General features: G+C 35.0%; 20 protein-coding genes. 6 read left to right on the top strand and 14 right to left on the bottom strand.

Features of this window, described 5'->3' with window-relative positions; translation table 11 throughout:
- Positions 1–163: 163 nt before the first annotated feature.
- From hslU to sucC, 12 genes are all read right to left on the bottom strand, one after another.
- Positions 164–1492, bottom strand: coding sequence for an HslU--HslV peptidase ATPase subunit (hslU, locus tag A9G11_RS01720; protein ID WP_065617809.1), 1329 nt, complete (start codon positions 1490–1492; stop codon positions 164–166).
- 26 nt (positions 1493–1518) lie between these two features.
- Entirely contained in the window at positions 1519–2046 is a 528-nt protein-coding gene (gene hslV, locus A9G11_RS01715) for an ATP-dependent protease subunit HslV (protein WP_065556332.1), read from the bottom strand.
- A gap of 165 nt (positions 2047–2211) precedes the next feature.
- A complete protein-coding gene (gene tolA / locus A9G11_RS01710; RefSeq protein ID WP_176701218.1) occupies positions 2212–2961 on the bottom strand; it encodes a cell envelope integrity protein TolA in 750 nt (249 codons plus the stop codon).
- Positions 2962–3431: 470 nt separating this feature from the next.
- Positions 3432–4721, bottom strand: coding sequence for a cell envelope integrity protein TolA (tolA, locus tag A9G11_RS01705; RefSeq protein ID WP_065617807.1), 1290 nt, complete (start codon positions 4719–4721; stop codon positions 3432–3434).
- A gap of 23 nt (positions 4722–4744) precedes the next feature.
- Positions 4745–5164, bottom strand: a complete 420-nt coding sequence (tolR, locus tag A9G11_RS01700) for a colicin uptake protein TolR (protein WP_065617806.1) — start codon at positions 5162–5164, stop codon at positions 4745–4747.
- Between the two features lie 2 nt (positions 5165–5166).
- Positions 5167–5847, bottom strand: a complete 681-nt coding sequence (tolQ, locus tag A9G11_RS01695; RefSeq protein WP_065617805.1) for a protein TolQ — start codon at positions 5845–5847, stop codon at positions 5167–5169.
- Positions 5848–6243, bottom strand: a complete 396-nt coding sequence (gene ybgC, locus A9G11_RS01690) for a tol-pal system-associated acyl-CoA thioesterase (RefSeq protein WP_141674325.1) — start codon at positions 6241–6243, stop codon at positions 5848–5850.
- A gap of 171 nt (positions 6244–6414) precedes the next feature.
- Positions 6415–6525 carry a cytochrome bd oxidase small subunit, CydX/CbdX family gene (locus A9G11_RS13945; protein ID WP_081298377.1) on the bottom strand — a complete coding sequence of 37 codons (111 nt, stop codon included), beginning with the start codon at positions 6523–6525 and terminating at the stop codon, positions 6415–6417.
- A 9-nt stretch (positions 6526–6534) separates the two neighbouring features.
- Positions 6535–7671: a cytochrome d ubiquinol oxidase subunit II gene (cydB, locus tag A9G11_RS01685; protein WP_065617803.1), complete on the bottom strand. Its 1137-nt coding sequence runs from the start codon at positions 7669–7671 to the stop codon at positions 6535–6537.
- Positions 7672–7690: 19 nt separating this feature from the next.
- Complete coding sequence (locus tag A9G11_RS01680) at positions 7691–9262, bottom strand: cytochrome ubiquinol oxidase subunit I (protein ID WP_065617802.1); 1572 nt, start codon at positions 9260–9262, stop codon at positions 7691–7693.
- Positions 9263–9362: 100 nt separating this feature from the next.
- The gene (sucD, locus tag A9G11_RS01675; RefSeq protein ID WP_065617801.1) at positions 9363–10235 is read right to left on the bottom strand and encodes a succinate--CoA ligase subunit alpha; all 873 of its coding nucleotides are present in this window, start codon (positions 10233–10235) and stop codon (positions 9363–9365) included.
- A gap of 27 nt (positions 10236–10262) precedes the next feature.
- On the bottom strand, positions 10263–11432 hold the full coding sequence (gene sucC / locus A9G11_RS01670) for an ADP-forming succinate--CoA ligase subunit beta (protein ID WP_065617800.1): 1170 nt from the start codon (positions 11430–11432) through the stop codon (positions 10263–10265).
- Positions 11433–11610: 178 nt separating this feature from the next.
- Between sucC and fldA the strand changes: the two genes are divergently transcribed.
- From fldA to cls, 5 genes are all read left to right on the top strand, one after another.
- Entirely contained in the window at positions 11611–12123 is a 513-nt protein-coding gene (gene fldA / locus A9G11_RS01665) for a flavodoxin FldA (protein WP_065617799.1), read from the top strand.
- A gap of 79 nt (positions 12124–12202) precedes the next feature.
- Positions 12203–12661 (top strand): ferric iron uptake transcriptional regulator, encoded by a 459-nt coding sequence (gene fur, locus A9G11_RS01660; RefSeq protein WP_065617798.1) that lies wholly within the window; start codon positions 12203–12205, stop codon positions 12659–12661.
- Between the two features lie 70 nt (positions 12662–12731).
- On the top strand, positions 12732–13277 hold the full coding sequence (locus A9G11_RS01655; RefSeq protein WP_065617797.1) for an inner membrane-spanning protein YciB: 546 nt from the start codon (positions 12732–12734) through the stop codon (positions 13275–13277).
- Positions 13278–13306: 29 nt separating this feature from the next.
- Positions 13307–13765 carry an acyl-CoA thioester hydrolase YciA gene (gene yciA, locus A9G11_RS01650; RefSeq protein WP_065617796.1) on the top strand — a complete coding sequence of 153 codons (459 nt, stop codon included), beginning with the start codon at positions 13307–13309 and terminating at the stop codon, positions 13763–13765.
- Positions 13766–13770: 5 nt separating this feature from the next.
- Positions 13771–15234, top strand: a complete 1464-nt coding sequence (cls, locus tag A9G11_RS01645) for a cardiolipin synthase (RefSeq protein WP_065617795.1) — start codon at positions 13771–13773, stop codon at positions 15232–15234.
- Positions 15235–15259: 25 nt separating this feature from the next.
- Here cls and cpdA read toward each other — a convergent pair whose 3' ends face one another.
- Together cpdA and nudF are read right to left on the bottom strand one after the other, a co-directional pair.
- Positions 15260–16090, bottom strand: a complete 831-nt coding sequence (gene cpdA / locus A9G11_RS01640) for a 3',5'-cyclic-AMP phosphodiesterase (protein WP_065617794.1) — start codon at positions 16088–16090, stop codon at positions 15260–15262.
- A gap of 159 nt (positions 16091–16249) precedes the next feature.
- Positions 16250–16879: an ADP-ribose diphosphatase gene (gene nudF, locus A9G11_RS01635; protein WP_065617793.1), complete on the bottom strand. Its 630-nt coding sequence runs from the start codon at positions 16877–16879 to the stop codon at positions 16250–16252.
- Between the two features lie 142 nt (positions 16880–17021).
- Between nudF and tolC the strand changes: the two genes are divergently transcribed.
- The gene (tolC, locus tag A9G11_RS01630) at positions 17022–18368 is read left to right on the top strand and encodes an outer membrane channel protein TolC (RefSeq protein ID WP_065617792.1); all 1347 of its coding nucleotides are present in this window, start codon (positions 17022–17024) and stop codon (positions 18366–18368) included.
- Positions 18369–18530 lie beyond the last annotated feature (162 nt).

The raw sequence follows: 18530 nt of genomic DNA, 5'->3' as shown, positions 1-18530 counted from the left end.
ATATATTAATAATAAAATGGTTATTAATAAGTAATCAATTCTCTGTTAGTAATCAAATTATTAAGTGAATGGTAGTCTTTAAAAATGGCTGCTATCATTAAAAGAGTCAAAAAAAAGGTGAGTTATACTCACCTTTTTAATTAGTTTAGATTGACTTAATCCATTATAAAATAAATTTGCTTAGATCTTCATCTGCCACTAATTTATCTAAGTGATCACCAACATATTTAGCATCAATGGTTATGGTTTGTCCACCAAGTTCGCTGGCTTCAAATGATACATCTTCCATTAAACGTTCTAACACTGTATGTAATCTACGCGCACCAATATTTTCATTTTGTTCATTAACTTGCCACGCTGACTCAGCAATTTTACGAATACCATCTTGAGTAAACTCAATATTTACTCCTTCGGTCGCCATAAGCGCTTTATATTGTACTGTAAGTGAAGCGTTAGGCTCTGTTAAAATACGCTCAAAATCTTCACTTGTTAAAGCTTGCAGTTCAACGCGAATTGGTAAACGGCCTTGTAGTTCAGGGATTAGATCCGATGGACTTGCCGTTTGGAAAGCTCCTGATGCAATAAATAAAATATGATCTGTTTTTACTGCGCCATGTTTAGTTGAAACTGTACAACCTTCAACCAGAGGCAGTAAATCGCGTTGCACGCCTTCACGAGAAACATCTGGACCTGATGAATTACCACGCTTACAAACTTTGTCGATCTCATCAATAAATACAATTCCATTTTGTTCAACAGCTTCTATCGCTTCATGTTTGAGTTCTTCTGGATTAACAAGTTTAGCCGCTTCCTCTTCAATTAGCTGTTTGAAAGCATCTTTAATCTTCATCTTGCGTGGTTTAGTTTTCTGTCCACCTAGATTCTGAAACATAGATTGTAATTGGTTTGTCATCTCTTCCATACCCGGAGGCGCCATAATCTCAACACCTATATTAACTCCGGCTATTTCTATTTCGATCTCTTTTTCATCAAGTTCGCCTTCACGCAATTTTTTTCGAAATGCTTGTCTAGCTGTCGAGTCGGAATTACTTTCAACTTGTCCCCAACCATCTTTAGCTGGTGGCACAAGTACATCTAAAATACGATCTTCTGCCAACTCTTCAGCTCGATTACGATTTTTTTCAATCGCTTCTTGTCGAATCATTTTTACCGCTGAATCAGTCAGATCGCGAATAATGGAGTCCACCTCTTTACCGACATAACCAACTTCGGTAAATTTTGTTGCTTCAACTTTAATAAATGGCGCATGTGCTAATTTAGCTAATCGTCTTGCTATTTCAGTTTTACCAACCCCTGTTGGACCAATCATAAGTATATTTTTTGGTGTAACTTCATGACGCAATGCTTCATCAAGTTGCATACGGCGCCAGCGATTACGCAGAGCAATCGCGACGGAACGTTTGGCTTTGTCTTGCCCAATAATATGTTGGTTTAGTTCGCTTACAATTTCGCGAGGAGTCATTTCAGACATAATAGTATTCTCTTAAATCGGATTAATTAATAATTGAGTTCTTCGATTGTTTGGAAATTATTGGTGTATACGCAAATATCACCGGCAATCGATAATGATTTTTGCACAATATCATGTGCAGATAGTGATGTATTGTCAAGTAATGCTCGGGCAGCAGCTTGCGCATAAGGACCACCGGAACCTATCGCAATTAAATCATCTTCTGGCTGAATAACATCACCTGTACCTGTAATAATCAGTGAAGCACTTTCATCAGCTACGGCTAATAATGCTTCTAATTTTCGTAACATTCTATCAGTACGCCAATCTTTTGCTAATTCGACTGCTGATTTAGTCAAATGACCTTGATGCATTTCCAGTTTGCGTTCAAACAGTTCAAAAAGTGTAAAAGCATCAGCAGTACCACCGGCAAATCCTGCAATAACTTTATTATTGTATAAACGACGGACTTTACGAGCATTACCTTTCATTATAATGCGTTCACCTAAGGTAACTTGTCCGTCACCACCAATAACGACTTGCCCTTCACGACGGACACTGACAATTGTTGTCATATTCTGCTCCTTCTCTTACTTAAATAACTTTACTTAGAATGAATAGATCTAATATTGGGATGATTAATCAGTTTTCAACATCTTTATCGAAAGATGTTGAAGATTTGTAACGATTAAACTAGCTGACTGGTATGAAGTTTGCTGTTAAAAAAAGATGTAATAATATTATTTCGGTTGAAAATCAATAATCATCGTTTTAACTTCATCATAAATGGAACTTGATGGTTTAGGTATTACCGTCGCTTTAGTCGCAGAAATTGCTTCACGACAGAGTGCTTCATCTCCACCTTTAGATTTGACGTCGATTAAAAATCCGTCTGAAGCTATTTGAATCTCTAGCACACAATGGCGACCACTATAAAGCTTATTTGGATTACTAAATTTGTTACTTATAGCATTTTTTACCAAAGTGTTATATTTACCTAACTCACCATTTGATACGCCCTTACGAGAAGCCGACGATCCAGAAGAAGTATTTGGAGTGCCTGAAGTTAGTCCACCCAAAATTTTATCAACTTGTTTCTGCTTTTTGAGCTCTTCGGCTTTTTTAGCTTTTTTGGCCTCTTCTTTCTTTTTAGCTTCTTCTTGTCGCTGTAACTCTTTTTTCGCTTCTTCTTGTTTTTGTATTTCAGTAATTTTAGTTAGATCTTCTTCCAAATCTTTAAGGGGTTGTTGTATTGGCTGCTCGGTTGGTTGCTCTTTTGGCGGCTCTTCTGTTGGCTGAATCCCTTTCATAGCTGATGTATCGATCATAATGGCATCAATCGACTGCCCATTGATATCACCATAATTCAGCTCACTGTCTTGCATAAGTTTATAGCCTAACAAAATAATTAATAATCCATGCAAAGTAATGGAAATTATCATAGGTAGACTTAATTTTAATTTCGTTTTTAAATTTAACTTATCAGACATTGCTAGCATTTTTTAATGTTTCGTTACATTTATTTAAATTGAATGAATTATTAATCCAACAGATTTAATACTATACCTGTAGGTTGGAAAAAGTTTAACGCCTTGATAATCTCTTCCTTTACAAGGAACATATTAGCTACACTAATAAAAACCGTATTTTTTAGTCAGTAGACTATGTCACAAACTTCGACAATAAGTTGTTGTGCAGGTAAGTCTAATTGGCGAACTTGATTGATAATTATCGCATATATTCTAAAACCTGACACTCAAATAATTATTGGTTTATTCTATAAAATTGTCAATTGTTGTCATATTCTGATCCCAAGATTGCTTAAATAACTTTAGTTAGGTTGGATATATTGGGACAATTAATCTGTTTTCAATAGAGTGGTCAAAAGATGCTAAGATGTTTCAACTGTTAAAATCTTTCAGGTTAACATGATGTTTGAGTATAAAAGGAGAAAATGAAACTATTTTGGCTGGAAATCGATAAACATCGTTTTAACTTGCTCATAAAGCGAACTTGATGGTTTAGGTATTACCGCTGCCCTTGTTGCTGAAATAGCCTCTCGACATAAAGCTTCATCACCGCCTTGAGATTTAACATCGATTAAAAAGCCATCGGTTGCTATTTGAATTTGCAGTACACAGTGTCGACCACTATAAAGTTTATTTGGATTAATAAATTTATTACTTATCGCAGTTTGTACCAATGATTTATATTTATCTAACTCTCCATCTGATACACCTTTGCGAGATGGGGTAGAGCCTGTAGCGACACTTGGTGTACCTGAAGTAAGTCCACCTAAAATATCATTAAGTTCGTTGTCCTTTGCGGCTTTTTCTTTTGCTGCCTTTTCTGCTGCCTCTTTTGCGGCTTTTTCTTTTGCTGCTTTATCGGCGGCTTCTTTTGCCGCTTTTTCTTTTGCTGCCTTTTCTGCTGCTTCTTTTGCCGCTTTTTCTTGCGCTGCCTTTTCAGCTGCTTCTTTTGCCGCTTTTTCTTGCGCTGCCTTTTCTGCTGCTTCTTTTGCCGCTTTTTCTTTTGCTGCCTTTTCTGCTGCTTCTTTTGCTGCTTTTTCTTTTGCTGCCTTTTCAGCTGCTTCTTTTGCCGCTTTTTCTTGCGCTGCTTTTTCTGCTGCTTCTTTTGCCGCTTTTTCTTGCGCTGCCTTTTCTGCTGCTTCTTTAGCCGCTTTTTCTTGCGCTGCTTTTTCTGCTGCTTCTTTAGCTGCTTTTTCTTGCGCTGCTTTTTCTGCTGCTTCTTTAGCCGCTTTTTCTTGCGCTACTTTTTCTGCTGCTTCTTTAGCCGCTTTTTCTTGCGCTACTTTTTCTGCTGCTTCTTTAGCCGCCCTTTCTGCTATCTCTTTTTCTTTAGCAGCTCTTTCCACTTCTTCTTTTGCGGCCTTTTCTGCTGCTTCTTTTTCAGCTTTGATCCGCTCTTTTTCTATATCTTTAAGGCGTTGTTGTTCAGCTAATTGCTTTTCTTGCAACTCTTTAGCTTGTTTTTCTAATTGTTGCTGCCGTTGCTGATCGACTTGTTGTTGCCTTTGCTGACTTTTTAATTGTCTTTGATATTGCTCTGTCATTACCGATGGATCAACCATAATAGCATCTACCGATTGACCATTGATACTACCATAATTAAGATCATTATCTTGTATAACTTTATAGCCTAGAAAGATAATCAATGCTCCATGCAAAATAATGGATATTATCAAAGATAGACTTAATTTTGAGTTTAACTTATCTGACATCGCTGGCATTTTAAATGTTTCGTTATGTTTAATTAGATTGGTTGAGTCATCAATCCTACAGATTTAACACCTGCTGATTGTAATAAGTTTAACGCCTTAATAATTTCTTCATAAGGAACGTCTTTAGCTCCACCAATTAAAAAAACAGCTTTATCATTAAGTGACATTTGTTGTTTAACTTCAGCAACAATTTGTTCCGCAGGTAAGTTTGATTGACGCTCATTATTGATTATAAGCGTATATACTCCGATACCTGACACTTCAACAATTATCGGTTTATTATCAGAAGAAGAAACCGTTTTTGATTCAGATGCCTCAGGCAAATCAACTTCAACACTTTGACTAATGATTGGAGCTGTAGCCATAAAAATAAGCACCAGAACCAATAATACGTCCAGCAATGGAACAATATTGATTTCGGATTTTGTCGAATAACGCGAACGTCTGCTCATAATTATTTCCTGACAGCTACTGCTTGACGTTGTAAAATTGCAGAAAATTCATCAATAAAGTTAAGATAACTTTGTTCGATTCTACTCACTTTCAATGTTAAACGGTTAAACGCTAATACAGCAGGTATAGCCGCAAATAGACCAATCGCCGTTGCAATTAATGCCTCAGCAATCCCTGGCGCAACCATTTGTAAAGTAGCTTGTTTTACTGCACCAAGAGAAATAAATGCATGCATAATCCCCCAAACAGTACCAAATAAACCAATATATGGACTAATTGATCCAACGGTTCCTAAAAAAGGAATATGTAATTCTAAGCTATCAAGTTCTCGGTTCATCGCTAATCGCATAGAACGAGATGCTCCGTCTAAAGCGGCTTCTGACATGTTGGGATTAATTTGATACAAGCGAGAAAACTCTTTAAAACCTGAATAAAAAATATGTTCTGTACCACTTATATCTTCTTTATTAAATTTTGCTTTATCGAATAAAACATTCAACTCATCAGCAGCCCAAAAACTATTATCAAATTGTTCAACTTGTTTCTTAGCTTGACTTAAAATCTTACTGCGTTGAAAAATAATCGCCCAAGATATTACAGAAAAAGTGAGTAACAATAACATAACACCTTGTACGAGTATGCCGGCATGTAAAAACAAATCAATAATATTCAGATTTTCCACTTATATAAACTCCAAAACTAATAACTTTGGAAGCCCACATGGCTTCATTTTAGTAATATCTACACAAGCAATAACTACATCAGCACTACTGACAAGTTGCTTATTTTGATTATAAATAGTCTGTTTAAAAATAATAGACGCTTTACGAATTTGTACAGCCTTACTATTAATAGTTAACATGTCATCTAGACGGGCTGGAAAGAGGTAGCTAATATCCAACTTTTTGACGACAAAAGCAATACCTTCTTGTAATAACTTTTGTTGACTAATATTAACTTGCCTCAACATTTCTGTTCTAGCTCGTTCGAAAAAAGCAAGATAACGAGCGTGATAGACCACTCCACCAGCATCGGTATCTTCATAGTAAACTCTTGCATTCCAATTGAATTCTTTCATATTCAAATATTGCGCTAATAAAAATCAGGATGCATTATATATGAATATAAAATTGGATGCACTATGATATAAAATTACTTAAATGAAAACAATTATCATTTAATAATTAATCACACCTACCTATTAATGAAAAAAGGTGACCATAGGCCACCTAATTTTAATGTTGCTTTTTTACTTATTGTTTGATTCTTTATCACTACTGGTATGTTCAACCCATAGTCCTGTAACCACAGCAAGCATACAAGCCGCAATAATACCTATAAACCATAAAATGTAATACATACCTGCTCCTTAATAAAGTGAGTGCTTATTATTTTCAATATGATTTTTATCAAGTCGTCCAAACATTTTGACATAAGCCCAAATGGTATATAAAAGAACAATTGGTAAAAATATCACCACTACACCAAACATTATATTCAATGTTAATTGGCTAGATGAAGCATCCCATATTGTCAAACTTGCATTAGGCATAATGCTTGAAGGCATGATAAATGGGAAGGTTGCAATGCCATAAGTAAACAATACACATGCAATAGTCAACGTTGATAATATAAATACCAAACCATTTTTATTTAATGCAGAACAGATAATATTTAATAACGGTAATACAATCCCTAAAATAGGCACCGCCCATAAAATAGGATGATTCATATAATTAGCTAACCACGAAACATCTGTTGACACTGTTTTACTTAACGGATGTGATGTTGCATTATAATCAATGACACTGGTTATTTCATAACCATGAATGCCAAATGCAACCCAAACACCAGCTAATATAAAAGCAATTAACATAATTAAGTTAGAAATTTGTGTGGCTTTTCTTGCGCGTAAATAGAGTTCACCTGATGTTTTCATTTGCAACCAAGCACCACCATGAGCTACAAATAACATTAAACTAACAATACCCACTAACAACGCAAAAGGATTGAGTAAACCAAAGAAGTTGCCGTCATAGAAAACACGATAAGAATTATCAAATCTAAAAGGAACACCTTCTAATAAATTACCAAATGCGACACCAAAAACTAAAGCAGGAACAAAGCTTCCTATGAAGATGCCAGCATCCCATAAATTACGCCATTTAGTGTTTTCAAGCTTACTACGATAATCAAAGCCAATTGGTCTAAAAAACAAGGCACAAAGTACCAAAATCATCGCAATATAAAAACCTGAAAATGATGTTGCATAGGCCATTGGCCAAGCAGCGAAAATACCTGCTCCACCAGTAATAAGCCAAACTTGGTTACCATCCCAATGTGGGGCTATGGCATTAATCATAATTCGGCGTTCAGTATCTGTTTTACCAATGAGGGGTAATAAGATCCCCACTCCCATATCAAAGCCATCTGTGACAACAAAAGCGACTAAAACAACGCTAATTAGTACCCACCAGATAACACGTACAATTTCATAATCAATCATTGTGTTTACTCCCAATGTCCTATTTTGTTACCGGTTGTGTTTTTTCATAATAATAGTTGCCTGTACCTAAAGAACTTGGTCCTAAACGTGCAAACTTAAACATTAAGAACATTTCAGCAATTAAGAACAGTGTATAAAGACCACAAATCAAAATCATGGTGAAAAGTACTTCACCTGGTGATAATGATGAATTGGCAATACCTGTTGGTAAAATGTCTTGAATAGCCCAAGGCTGACGACCATATTCGGCAACAAACCAACCACATTCGCAGGCAAGCCATGGGAATGGTAAAAATAGGACTAATAAACGATGTAACCAACGTTTTTGTCCAATTCTATTTTTATAAGTATTCCATAATCCAATACCGGTTCCAAGAATCATTAATACGCCTAATCCAACCATTATTCTAAATGCCCAAAATAATGGGAATACTGCAGGAATTGAATCCTCTGCTGCGGCTTTAATATGCTCTTCGGTCGCTTGAGGAATGGTTAAATTATCACGATCAGTAAAACGTTTAACCAAGTAACCATAACCTAAATCGGCTTTATGATCTTCAAAGGCTTTTAAAACTGTAGGATCTTGATTACCTTGCTGGATTTTCTCTAAATTTGTATATGCCAAAATCCCATTTCTAATTCGAGTTTCGTTATTAGCTAAAATATCTTTTAAGCCGATAACTTGGGTGTTTAATGAACGAGTAGTCATAATACCCATTGCATAAGGAATTTGAATGGCAAATAAATTTTCTTTATTTTTCTGTGAAGGAAATGCAATCACATTAAATGATGCCGGTGCAGGTTGGGTTTCCCATTCAGCTTCTATTGCTGCAAGTTTTGTCGGTTGAACCGTTGTCATTTCATGACCAGCTTCATCCCCCATTACCGCAACCACAATTGACATAACAAAACCGAACATAGTTGCAACAGCGAAAGATCGTTTGGCAAATGCTACATCACGGTTTCTAAGTAGATAATAAGAACTAATACTTAAAACAAAAATCGCACCAGTCAAATAACCTGCTGCAACTGTATGGACAAATTTGTACTGAGCAACAGAGTTAGTAATAAGATCAAAAAAGCTTGCCATTTCCATTCGGGAATTAATTGGATTGAAATCAGATCCTACCGGGAACTGCATCCAACCATTAGCAACTAAAATCCAAAGCGCAGACAAGTTTGAACCAAACGCAACACACCATGTCACGAGTAAATGTTTACCACGACTTAATCTATCCCAACCAAAAAAGAATAAACCAACCATGGTAGATTCTAAGAAAAAGGCCATTAAACCTTCAATTGCAAGTGGCGCACCGAAAATATCACCCACATAGTGTGAATAATAAGACCAGTTGGTACCGAATTGAAATTCCATTGTTAAGCCTGTTGCAACACCTACTGCAAAGTTAATACCAAACAGTTTGCCCCAAAACTTAGTCATATCTTTCCAAACTTGCTTACCGCTAACAACATATACCGTTTCCATAATTGCTAACAAGAACGCTAAACCTAGCGTTAATGGAACAAAAATAAAATGATACATTGCTGTGAGTGCAAATTGGAGGCGAGAAAGTTCTACTATATCTAACATATTTGCTCCCTAATCCTTGAATGCCCACAAAATTTATAACGTTATTTTGTTACATTGTACACCAATAATTTAAGAATAAAAATTGACGTATGTCAAAAAATTACAGATTAAATTGTTTTTTTACAGCTTCACCTATATCAGCAAGGCTACTTACCATAGTAATACCTGCTGCTTGTAATACTTTTGTTTTTTCTTCTGCGGTACCTTTTTTACCCGAAATAATCGCGCCTGCATGTCCCATACGTTTACCGGCAGGTGCTGATACGCCAGCAATATAACCTACAACAGGTTTAGTTACATGCTTTTTGATATATTCAGCTGCTTCCTCTTCTGCTGTACCACCAATTTCACCGATCATTACGATTGCTTCAGTTTTTGGATCTTGTTCAAGCAGAGCTAAAATAGTAATAAAATCACTTCCCGGGATAGGATCGCCACCGATACCCACACAAACAGACTGACCTAATCCTATATCAGTTGTCTGTTTAACTGCTTCATAGGTTAATGTACCTGAACGAGAAATAATACCAACTTTACCAGCTAAATGAATATGTCCTGGCATAATACCTATTTTACACTCATCCGGAACAATAATACCTGGACAGTTGGGTCCAATCATGATTACATCATTTTGCTTTAACTTTTCTTTAACTATCAGCATATCTAATGTAGGAATACCTTCAGTAATGCAGACAATTAATTTTATTCCTGCTTCAATCGCTTCTAATATTGAGTCTTTGCCAAAGGCTGCTGGAACATAAATAACGCTAGCGGTTGCACCAGTTGCCTCTACTGCTTCTTTGACAGTATTAAATACCGGTAATCCTAAATGAGTAGTGCCACCTTTACCGGGAGTCACCCCTCCCACTAATTTGGTACCATAGGCAAGTGCTTGCTCAGAATGGAAAGACCCTTGACTACCAGTAAAGCCTTGGCAGATAACTTTGGTTTCTTTATTAACTAAAATTGACATAATAACTTTTCTCCATTCCTTTTATTGTTATGCAACAGCAACTATTTTTTGTGCAGCGTCGATTAATCCTTCTGCGGTAATAACATTTAATTTACTTTCAGCTAAAATACTTCTGGCTAATTCGGCATTATTACCTTCAAGACGAACAACCACCGGGACATTAAGACCGATTTCTTTAATAGCACTTATAATACCATCTGCAATCAGGTCACAGCGGACAATACCGCCAAAAATATTGACTAATATCGCTTTAACATTTTTATCGGATAATATTAATTTAAATGCTTCGGCAACACGCTCTTTAGTTGTACCGCCACCAACATCCAAAAAGTTAGCTGGTTCGCCGCCATATAGCTTAATAATATCCATTGTAGCCATTGCTAGCCCTGCACCATTGACCATACATCCGATATTACCATCTAGCGAAACGTAACTAATACCTTGCTTGGCTGCAATCGATTCACGCTCATCTTCTTGGGTAGTATCTCTTAAGATGCTTAAATTAGGATGCCTAAACAGTGCATTGTCATCTAAAACAACTTTAGCATCTAAACAAATTAATTGTTCGGAGTCAGTAATAACCAGAGGATTAACTTCCGCTAAAGAAACATCGTTTTCTACAAATAAATTAGCAAAATTGACAAACAATCGGGAAAATTGATTAATTAACTTACCGTTTAATCCTAATTTGAAAGCAAGTTCACGACCTTGATAAGCACAAGGACCTGTCAGAGGATCGAGTGAAATTTTATGAATTAAATGCGGAGATTTTTCAGCTACACTTTCGATATCAACACCGCCTTCAGTTGAAGCCATAATTACAACCCGTTTCGTACTTCTATCAATTACAGCCCCTAAATAAAGTTCTTTGTGAATTTGTGAAGCCTTTTCAATTAAAATTTTATTAACAGGTTGTCCTTTTGAATTTGTTTGATAGGTAACCAGATATTGACCTAACCACTTTTCGGCAAATTGCCTTATTTCATTGAGGTTTTTGGTACAAATAACCCCACCTGCTTTACCTCGCCCCCCGGCATGAACTTGACACTTAGCGACCCAAGCGTTTGAAACAGTTTGAGTTGACAATTCAGCTAAAGTATCTTGTATTTCATCAATTGAATTGCAGACGTAACCTTCTGGAACAGGTAAATTATATTGTTTAAAAAGATGTTTGGCTTGATATTCATGCAGGTTCATAAAGAATTTCCACAACTTAAGTTAATAAAAAACAGTCAATAATGATAATCCAAGATCAATAAATTGTGTAGCAATTAATAACCAATGTTTTGCTAATTGAGAATTATTGCTGATACTAGATGACAGTGATATAATCCAAAAATATTTCAGTATGATAAATAATAGTAAAGGTAAAAATATGGCAAAAGTTGGTATTTTTTTTGGTAGTGACACAGGCAATACAGAGAATGTAGCTAAGCAAATTCAAGATATTTTAGGAAGTGATACAGCAGATCTTTATGATATTGCAAAAAGTACCAAAGAACAGATTGAACAATATGATTACCTTTTTTTCGGTATACCAACTTGGTATTATGGTGAATCTCAATGTGATTGGGATGAGTTTTTCCCGAATTTAGAACAGATCGATTTTAATGGTAAAACAGTTGCCATCTTTGGTTGTGGTGATCAAGAAGATTACTCTGAATATTTTTGTGATGCAATGGGAACATTACGCGATATTATCCAACCATTAGGAGCAAAAATAGTTGGACATTGGTCAACAGAAGATTATGATTTTGAGGCTTCAAAAAGTTTAGTTGATGACTCACATTTTGTCGGTCTTGCTATTGATGAAGACAGGCAACCAGAATTAACTCAAACTCGTATCAATAATTGGGTTAATCAAGTAAAAACTGAAATGAATCTCTAATCTGGTAAAATGATTGCTTTTATTTTCAGTGCATAGTTTCTATAATATGCTTTATTAATTAACTAAACTGGGATGTAATATGACAAATCATGAAAATGATAATAATGCTGCACTAAAAAGTGCAGGTTTAAAGGTTACGTTACCACGATTAAAAATTTTAGAATTATTGCGTGATCCTTCATGTCAGCATATCACTGTTGAAGACCTATATAAAAAACTACTTGATATGGGGGAAGAAATTGGGCTTGCAACTGTTTATAGAGTTTTGAACCAATTTGATGATGCAGGGATAGTGACTCGTCATAATTTTGAAGGTGGTAGAGCAGTTTTTGAACTCGCAACACAACAACACCATGATCACTTAATTTGCTTAGATTGTGGTGAGGTATTCGAATTTCGTGATGAGATTATAAATGCCAGACAAAAAGAGATTGCAGCTCAATATGGTGTGCAATTAACTTATCACAGTCTGTATCTTTATGGTCACTGTCATTCTGGTAACTGTAAAGAACATCCCGAACTTCATACCAAAAAATAAGCCTATTTTATAGGCTTTTTGTTTTTTTAGAACACAAAATATTTTTCTTTTTTATTGGATTAATGATTAAATGAAACAGCTTTTGAATTTTATTCCGCTTATTTTCTTTTTTGTTTTTTTAACAATATACGATATTTTTGCTGGCGTTCAGGCATTAATGATCACTGCCACCGTTTCTTTTTTAATCCTTCTGCTAATTTACCGAAAAATAGATAAAGTAGAATTAATTTCTTATCTTATGATTATTATTTTTGGTGGATTTACACTTTATACACGTGATCCAAATATCATTAAATGGAAAGTCACCATTATTAATTTCTCATTTGCAACCGCATTGTTAGTGAGTCAATTTGTATTTCAAAAAAATCTTCTACAAACCATGTTAGGTAAAGAAATTCAGTTAGATCCTATTGTTTGGAATAAACTCAACCTATTATGGATAAGCTTTTTTATGTTCTGTGGTGTATTTAGTTTAGGTGCAACTTATTACACATCCGACGACTTCTTTTGGATTTTTAAAGTATTTATTTTACCTGGAGCATCACTATTATTATCGTTGATATCGGGTATTTATATTTATAAAAACATGAACAAAAGCGCAAATGCAAGCAACTAATACAATAGTCTAGGGTGGAGTATTTTATAATGAAACAAGAAATGAATAAACCAACAGGACAATTGGTACTTAGAACGCTTGCTATGCCTGCTGATACCAATCCTCATGGACACATATTTGGTGGTTGGATCATGTCACAAATGGATCTAGCTGGAGGAATTTTAGCTAAAGAGATTGCTAAAAGAAGAGTAGTAACTGTAAATGCTAGCAGTATTACCTTCCATAAACCGGCCATGGTTGGCGATGTAGTCTGCTGTTATGCTCATTGCATAAAAACCGGAAAAACTTCAATTACCATAGGTATCGAAGTTTGGATCAAAAAACTAACCGATACTAACGATACCAATCAACGTTTTTGTATTACTGATGCAACATTTACTTATGTTTCGGTAGATAAACATAACAGTCCCAAAGCATTACCAGAAGCATTTCAAAATTATGATTACAATACAGATCCTGTTAGTAAATTAACTCTAAGTGATAGTTGATAAATATGCAATTTACTTCATTTCATGCCTTAATTAGTTCTTTAATCTTTCTGGTATATTGGCTAATTATTGTAGCAACAACATTACGTATTGTGTTTAAACGTAGACCCACAACGTATGTTATTGCATGGATGCTAGTTATTTATATTTTACCGCTTGTAGGTGTGATACTCTATTTTGCATTAGGTGAAGCGCATTTAGGTCAACAACGCGTTAAACGTGCGCAGAAAATGCGCCCTACTATCACTAAATTTATTAATAAATTATGTGCCTTTCCCGATATTTTTACAAATAATGTTAGCCAAGTAAGTAAACCTATTTTTCAACTTTGTAAACATCAAACTGGACTTGACGGAATTAACGGAAATCATATTGAACTTCTTAGTAAAACCGATGTGATCTTTGACCGTCTAATCGAAGATATTAATCATGCAACTTCCAACATTGAAATGGTCTTTTATATTTGGAATGAAGGGGGCCGAGCAGACGAAGTCGAACAAGCTTTAATTCAAGCGACTCAACGTGGTGTTACTTGTCGCTTAATGCTCGATTCAGCAGGTAGCAGACACTTTATCAAAACCAATGCTAGCAAAAGAATGCGTGATGCAGGAATTATTATTATTGAAGTATTAAAGGTGAACTTATTCCGTTTTATGTTCAGACGTCTCGATCTACGTCAACATCGTAAAGTCGCTATTATCGATAACTATATTTCTTACACGGGTAGCATGAATATTGTTGATCCTCGTTTTTTCAAACAAAATAAACATGTGGGTGAATGGGTTGATATCATGGTACGAATGAGTGGCCCTGTGACCACATTAATGGGGGCCATTTATGCCAGTGATTGGGAATTAGAAACTGGTAAATATTTAGCTTTACCACAAATAACTGATTTTGCTGAACCACCGGAAGAAAAGAAACACATCATGCAACTTATTGCTTCAGGTCCGGGTTATATGGAAAATATGATCCATCAGGTATTATTGACAGCAATTTATTCTGCACAACAACAAATTATTTTCACAACACCTTACTTAGTACCAAGTGATGACATATTACATGCAGTATGTACTGCGGCTCAGCGTGGCGTTGAAGTCATTATTATCGTACCTAAAAAGAACGATTCGGTCATGGTAAAATGGGCTAGTCGAGCATTCTTTTCTGAATTATTAGAAGGTGGCGTTAAACTCTATCAATTTAATGATAACTTATTACATACTAAAAGTGTTTTAATCGACAACCAACTTAGCCTTGTTGGCACGGTTAATTTAGATATGCGAAGTTTATGGTTAAATTTTGAGATAACAACTGTTATTGATGATGCTGAATTTGCTCAATCACTCGCTACCCTTTTACAGCAATATCTATCCAATTCTGACACTGTTAATGTACATGATTGGGAAAAACGACCTGTTTGGCAACGTATTGTCGAAAGGTTATTTTACTTTTTCGCACCTTTATTATAAATAAGAATTATTCATATTTTTCAGACTAATAACCATTTTTCGACATATCTGGTTTAAACAGATTATGACTAATTCTGTAAACTTGTGTAGCAAAAGTACCGTCAGTATTTAATGTAATTTCTCTCCACCCTGGTGCATCCTCATTCGATAATTGAAATTCATAACATTCTGGTTTGAATTGCACACAGGTTGAAGGTGTTGAAAATGCGTTACAATGATGCCAGTTTGAATCTCGTTGTTGATGAATATGCCCCCAACCTAATCCTTTTATCATTGGATAATGTTCGATGATCTTTTCTAATTCAACACTATTTTTTAATATATGCTGATCCAACCAGTGACAACTGGATGTAATGGGATGATGATGTAAGAACACAAGTGCGCAACGATCACTATGCTGCTCTAATGTATCTCGTAAAAAATGAAGCTCTGATTCCGGTAAAAAACCATATGCATGACCAACAACTTGACTGTTAAGTAATACGATAAGCCATTTATCACCGAGTAACACCACTTTATTTTCAGCTAAGTGATATTGATGAAATACTTGCTGCATGTAAGTATAATTATCATGATTTCCAGCTAACCAAACACAAGGAACATCAAAGGTATTAATCTGTTTGGCAAAACGTGCATAAGCCTCTTTCGAACCATCTTGTACAAAATCTCCGGTTGCCACTATTAAATCATATTGCTTATTCTGTTGTTTTATTTCATCAATTACTGCTAAAAAACTGGCATTTGAATGCACGCCCAACAACATATCATTATTGTTCGCAAATAGATGAGTATCGGTAATATGTAAAATTTTACCGTTTTTATTATTTTTTATCGGAAGTTGTAAAAGTGGCTCCAAAACCTACCTCTATTATTTATTAATATAATTATGCTTGATTAAAAAGTATAATTTTGACAACGCTTAAGTATATTAATTTAAATACAAATCTAATATTAAAAGTGTAATTTAGATCACATTATTATGAAAGAAATTATTAATTGGCAACTATAAAATAATTTACTTCCATTCATTTTTTAACAAATGATGATTAAGTTGTAACCACTGAAGTGCAATAATTGAAGCGGCATTATTTATCACCCCATTTTCAACCCATTGATAAGCTTGTTCTCGACTTACTACATGAACCTTTATATCTTCATTCTCTTCAGCTAGTCCATGGATACCTACTGCAGTGGATGAATCAACCTCTCCAACCAAAATATGTAATTTTTCGGTTAATCCACCTGGCGATGCTAAATAACTGACGATTGGTTTACAACGACCAATTGTGACACCCGCTTCTTCCATGGCTTCTCGCCTTGCCACTTCTTCATATGATTCATTTTCATGATCCATCATACCTGCTATTAGCTCTAGTATCCATGGACTTTGTTGCGTTTCAATGGCAGCAATACGAATTTGTTCAATCAAAACAACTTCATCCCGTTTGACATCATAAGCTAATAATACTACCGCATGACCACGTTCTAAAATTTCTCGGGTGACAACTTCACTGGTTGAACCATCAAACTTACGGTATTGAAAACGATATTCAAGCAGAGTAAAAAATCCATTGTATAAACTTCGCTTGGTTAAATTAAAGACATCTTTTTTGTCAAAATGCACAGGATTATTCTTAATTTTCATATTGATTCTCGATTTTTAGTTAAATTTTAATAAAAAGTGCGGATAGTATACAAAGTATGCTTTCTATATGCTAATTATCTGTTAAAATTAGGCAATTGGAAATACTACTATTATATTTTAATGTTTTTTAAAGAGAAGCTGAATGAAAAAAACTTTAACACTTTTAATCGGCTTAGTGTTAAGCCAATCTGTATTTGCTGAAAATCTGGTTCAAGTTTACGAACAAGCAAAAGAAACCAATCCTGATTTACGTAGTTCATTAGCTGAAAAAGATAAAGCATATTCAGCAATTTCAGGTTCAAGAGCAAGTTTACTTCCTCAAGTTGGTTTAAGCGCATCTTATGGCGTGACTCATGGTCGTCGTGATAACAGTGGTGCAAAATCGAAAAGCGGTAATTTATATCAAGTCACCATGTCACAAAGTATTTTCAATTTTTCTAATTGGAAAGCTTTAGATATCACCAAGAAACAAGCAAGTATTGCTGATATTTCTTATCAGTATCAGGGGCAAACATTAATCTTAAATACCTCTGTTGCTTATTTTAATGTCTTAAAAGCACTTGATGCACTTAGCTTTATTGATGCACAGAAAAAAGCAATCTATCGTCAACTAGAACAAACTCGTCAGCAACACCAAGTTGGTCTGGTTGCAATTACTGACGTGCAAAATGCCCAAGCAAATTACGATCTGACGGTTGCTCAACAAGTTAATGCATTAAACGAATTAAATAATTCTCTAGAAGACTTACGTCAAGTAAGTGGTCGTTTTTATTCAAAACTGGCAACTATTAATACAAATACCTTCAAAACGCAAGCTCCTACACAAATTAGTGCATTGTTAAAACAATCTGAATCATCGAACCTGAATTTATTAACAATGAAATTGAATCAGGATATTGCACGTGAACAAATTAAGTTAGCACAATCTGGTCATTTACCAACAGCCAGTTTAGATGCTTCAACTAATTTAAATAAAAACGATAACTACGGTAATTATTATCGTGGAAAACCTTCTGAAGGGAAAACATATGCAGGGAATAATACCATCGGTCTGAGTGTCAATGTACCGATTTTCTCTGGTGGTGCGACTATGTCCCAAGTTGAACAAGCACAACATAATTATGTCAGTTTCAGTGAAAAGTTGGTCAGTACTAACCGTAGTGTGATTAATCAAGTTCGTTCATCTTATAATAATATCTCTTCATCAATCAGTGCGATCAAAGCTTATCAACAAGCGGTAGTTTCAGCTCAAAGTTCATTAGAAGCAACCACCTCTGGTTATCAAGTTGGAACACGTACGATTGTTGACGTATTAAACGCTACAACGCAATTATATAGTTCTAAACGAAACCTATCTGATGCAAAATATAACTATTTAATTAACCTATTACAATTAAAGTATGCGGTCGGAACATTAACAGCCGATGATCTAGTTACTTTAAATAATATGCTTGGTAAAGATGTAAGTACGCAGGTTACTATAAAATAGATCATCATTAGATTAGTTTAATCATATAGTTAAACAGGCGATCAGTTCATCGCCTGTTTTATTATCTTCACATAACATCCATCTCTTGCCGCTTTTTTAACTTAATCGCTAGTAAATCAACATGATGATTAGTTAATATTACTTTATTTAAATGTCAAAACT

The sequence above is a fragment of the Gilliamella sp. wkB108 genome, assembly GCF_001690195.1.
Lineage (GTDB): Bacteria > Pseudomonadota > Gammaproteobacteria > Enterobacterales > Orbaceae > Gilliamella > Gilliamella apicola_L.
The sequence above is the reverse complement of the archived record's forward strand: the minus strand, read 5'-3'. Positions and strand labels throughout refer to the sequence as shown.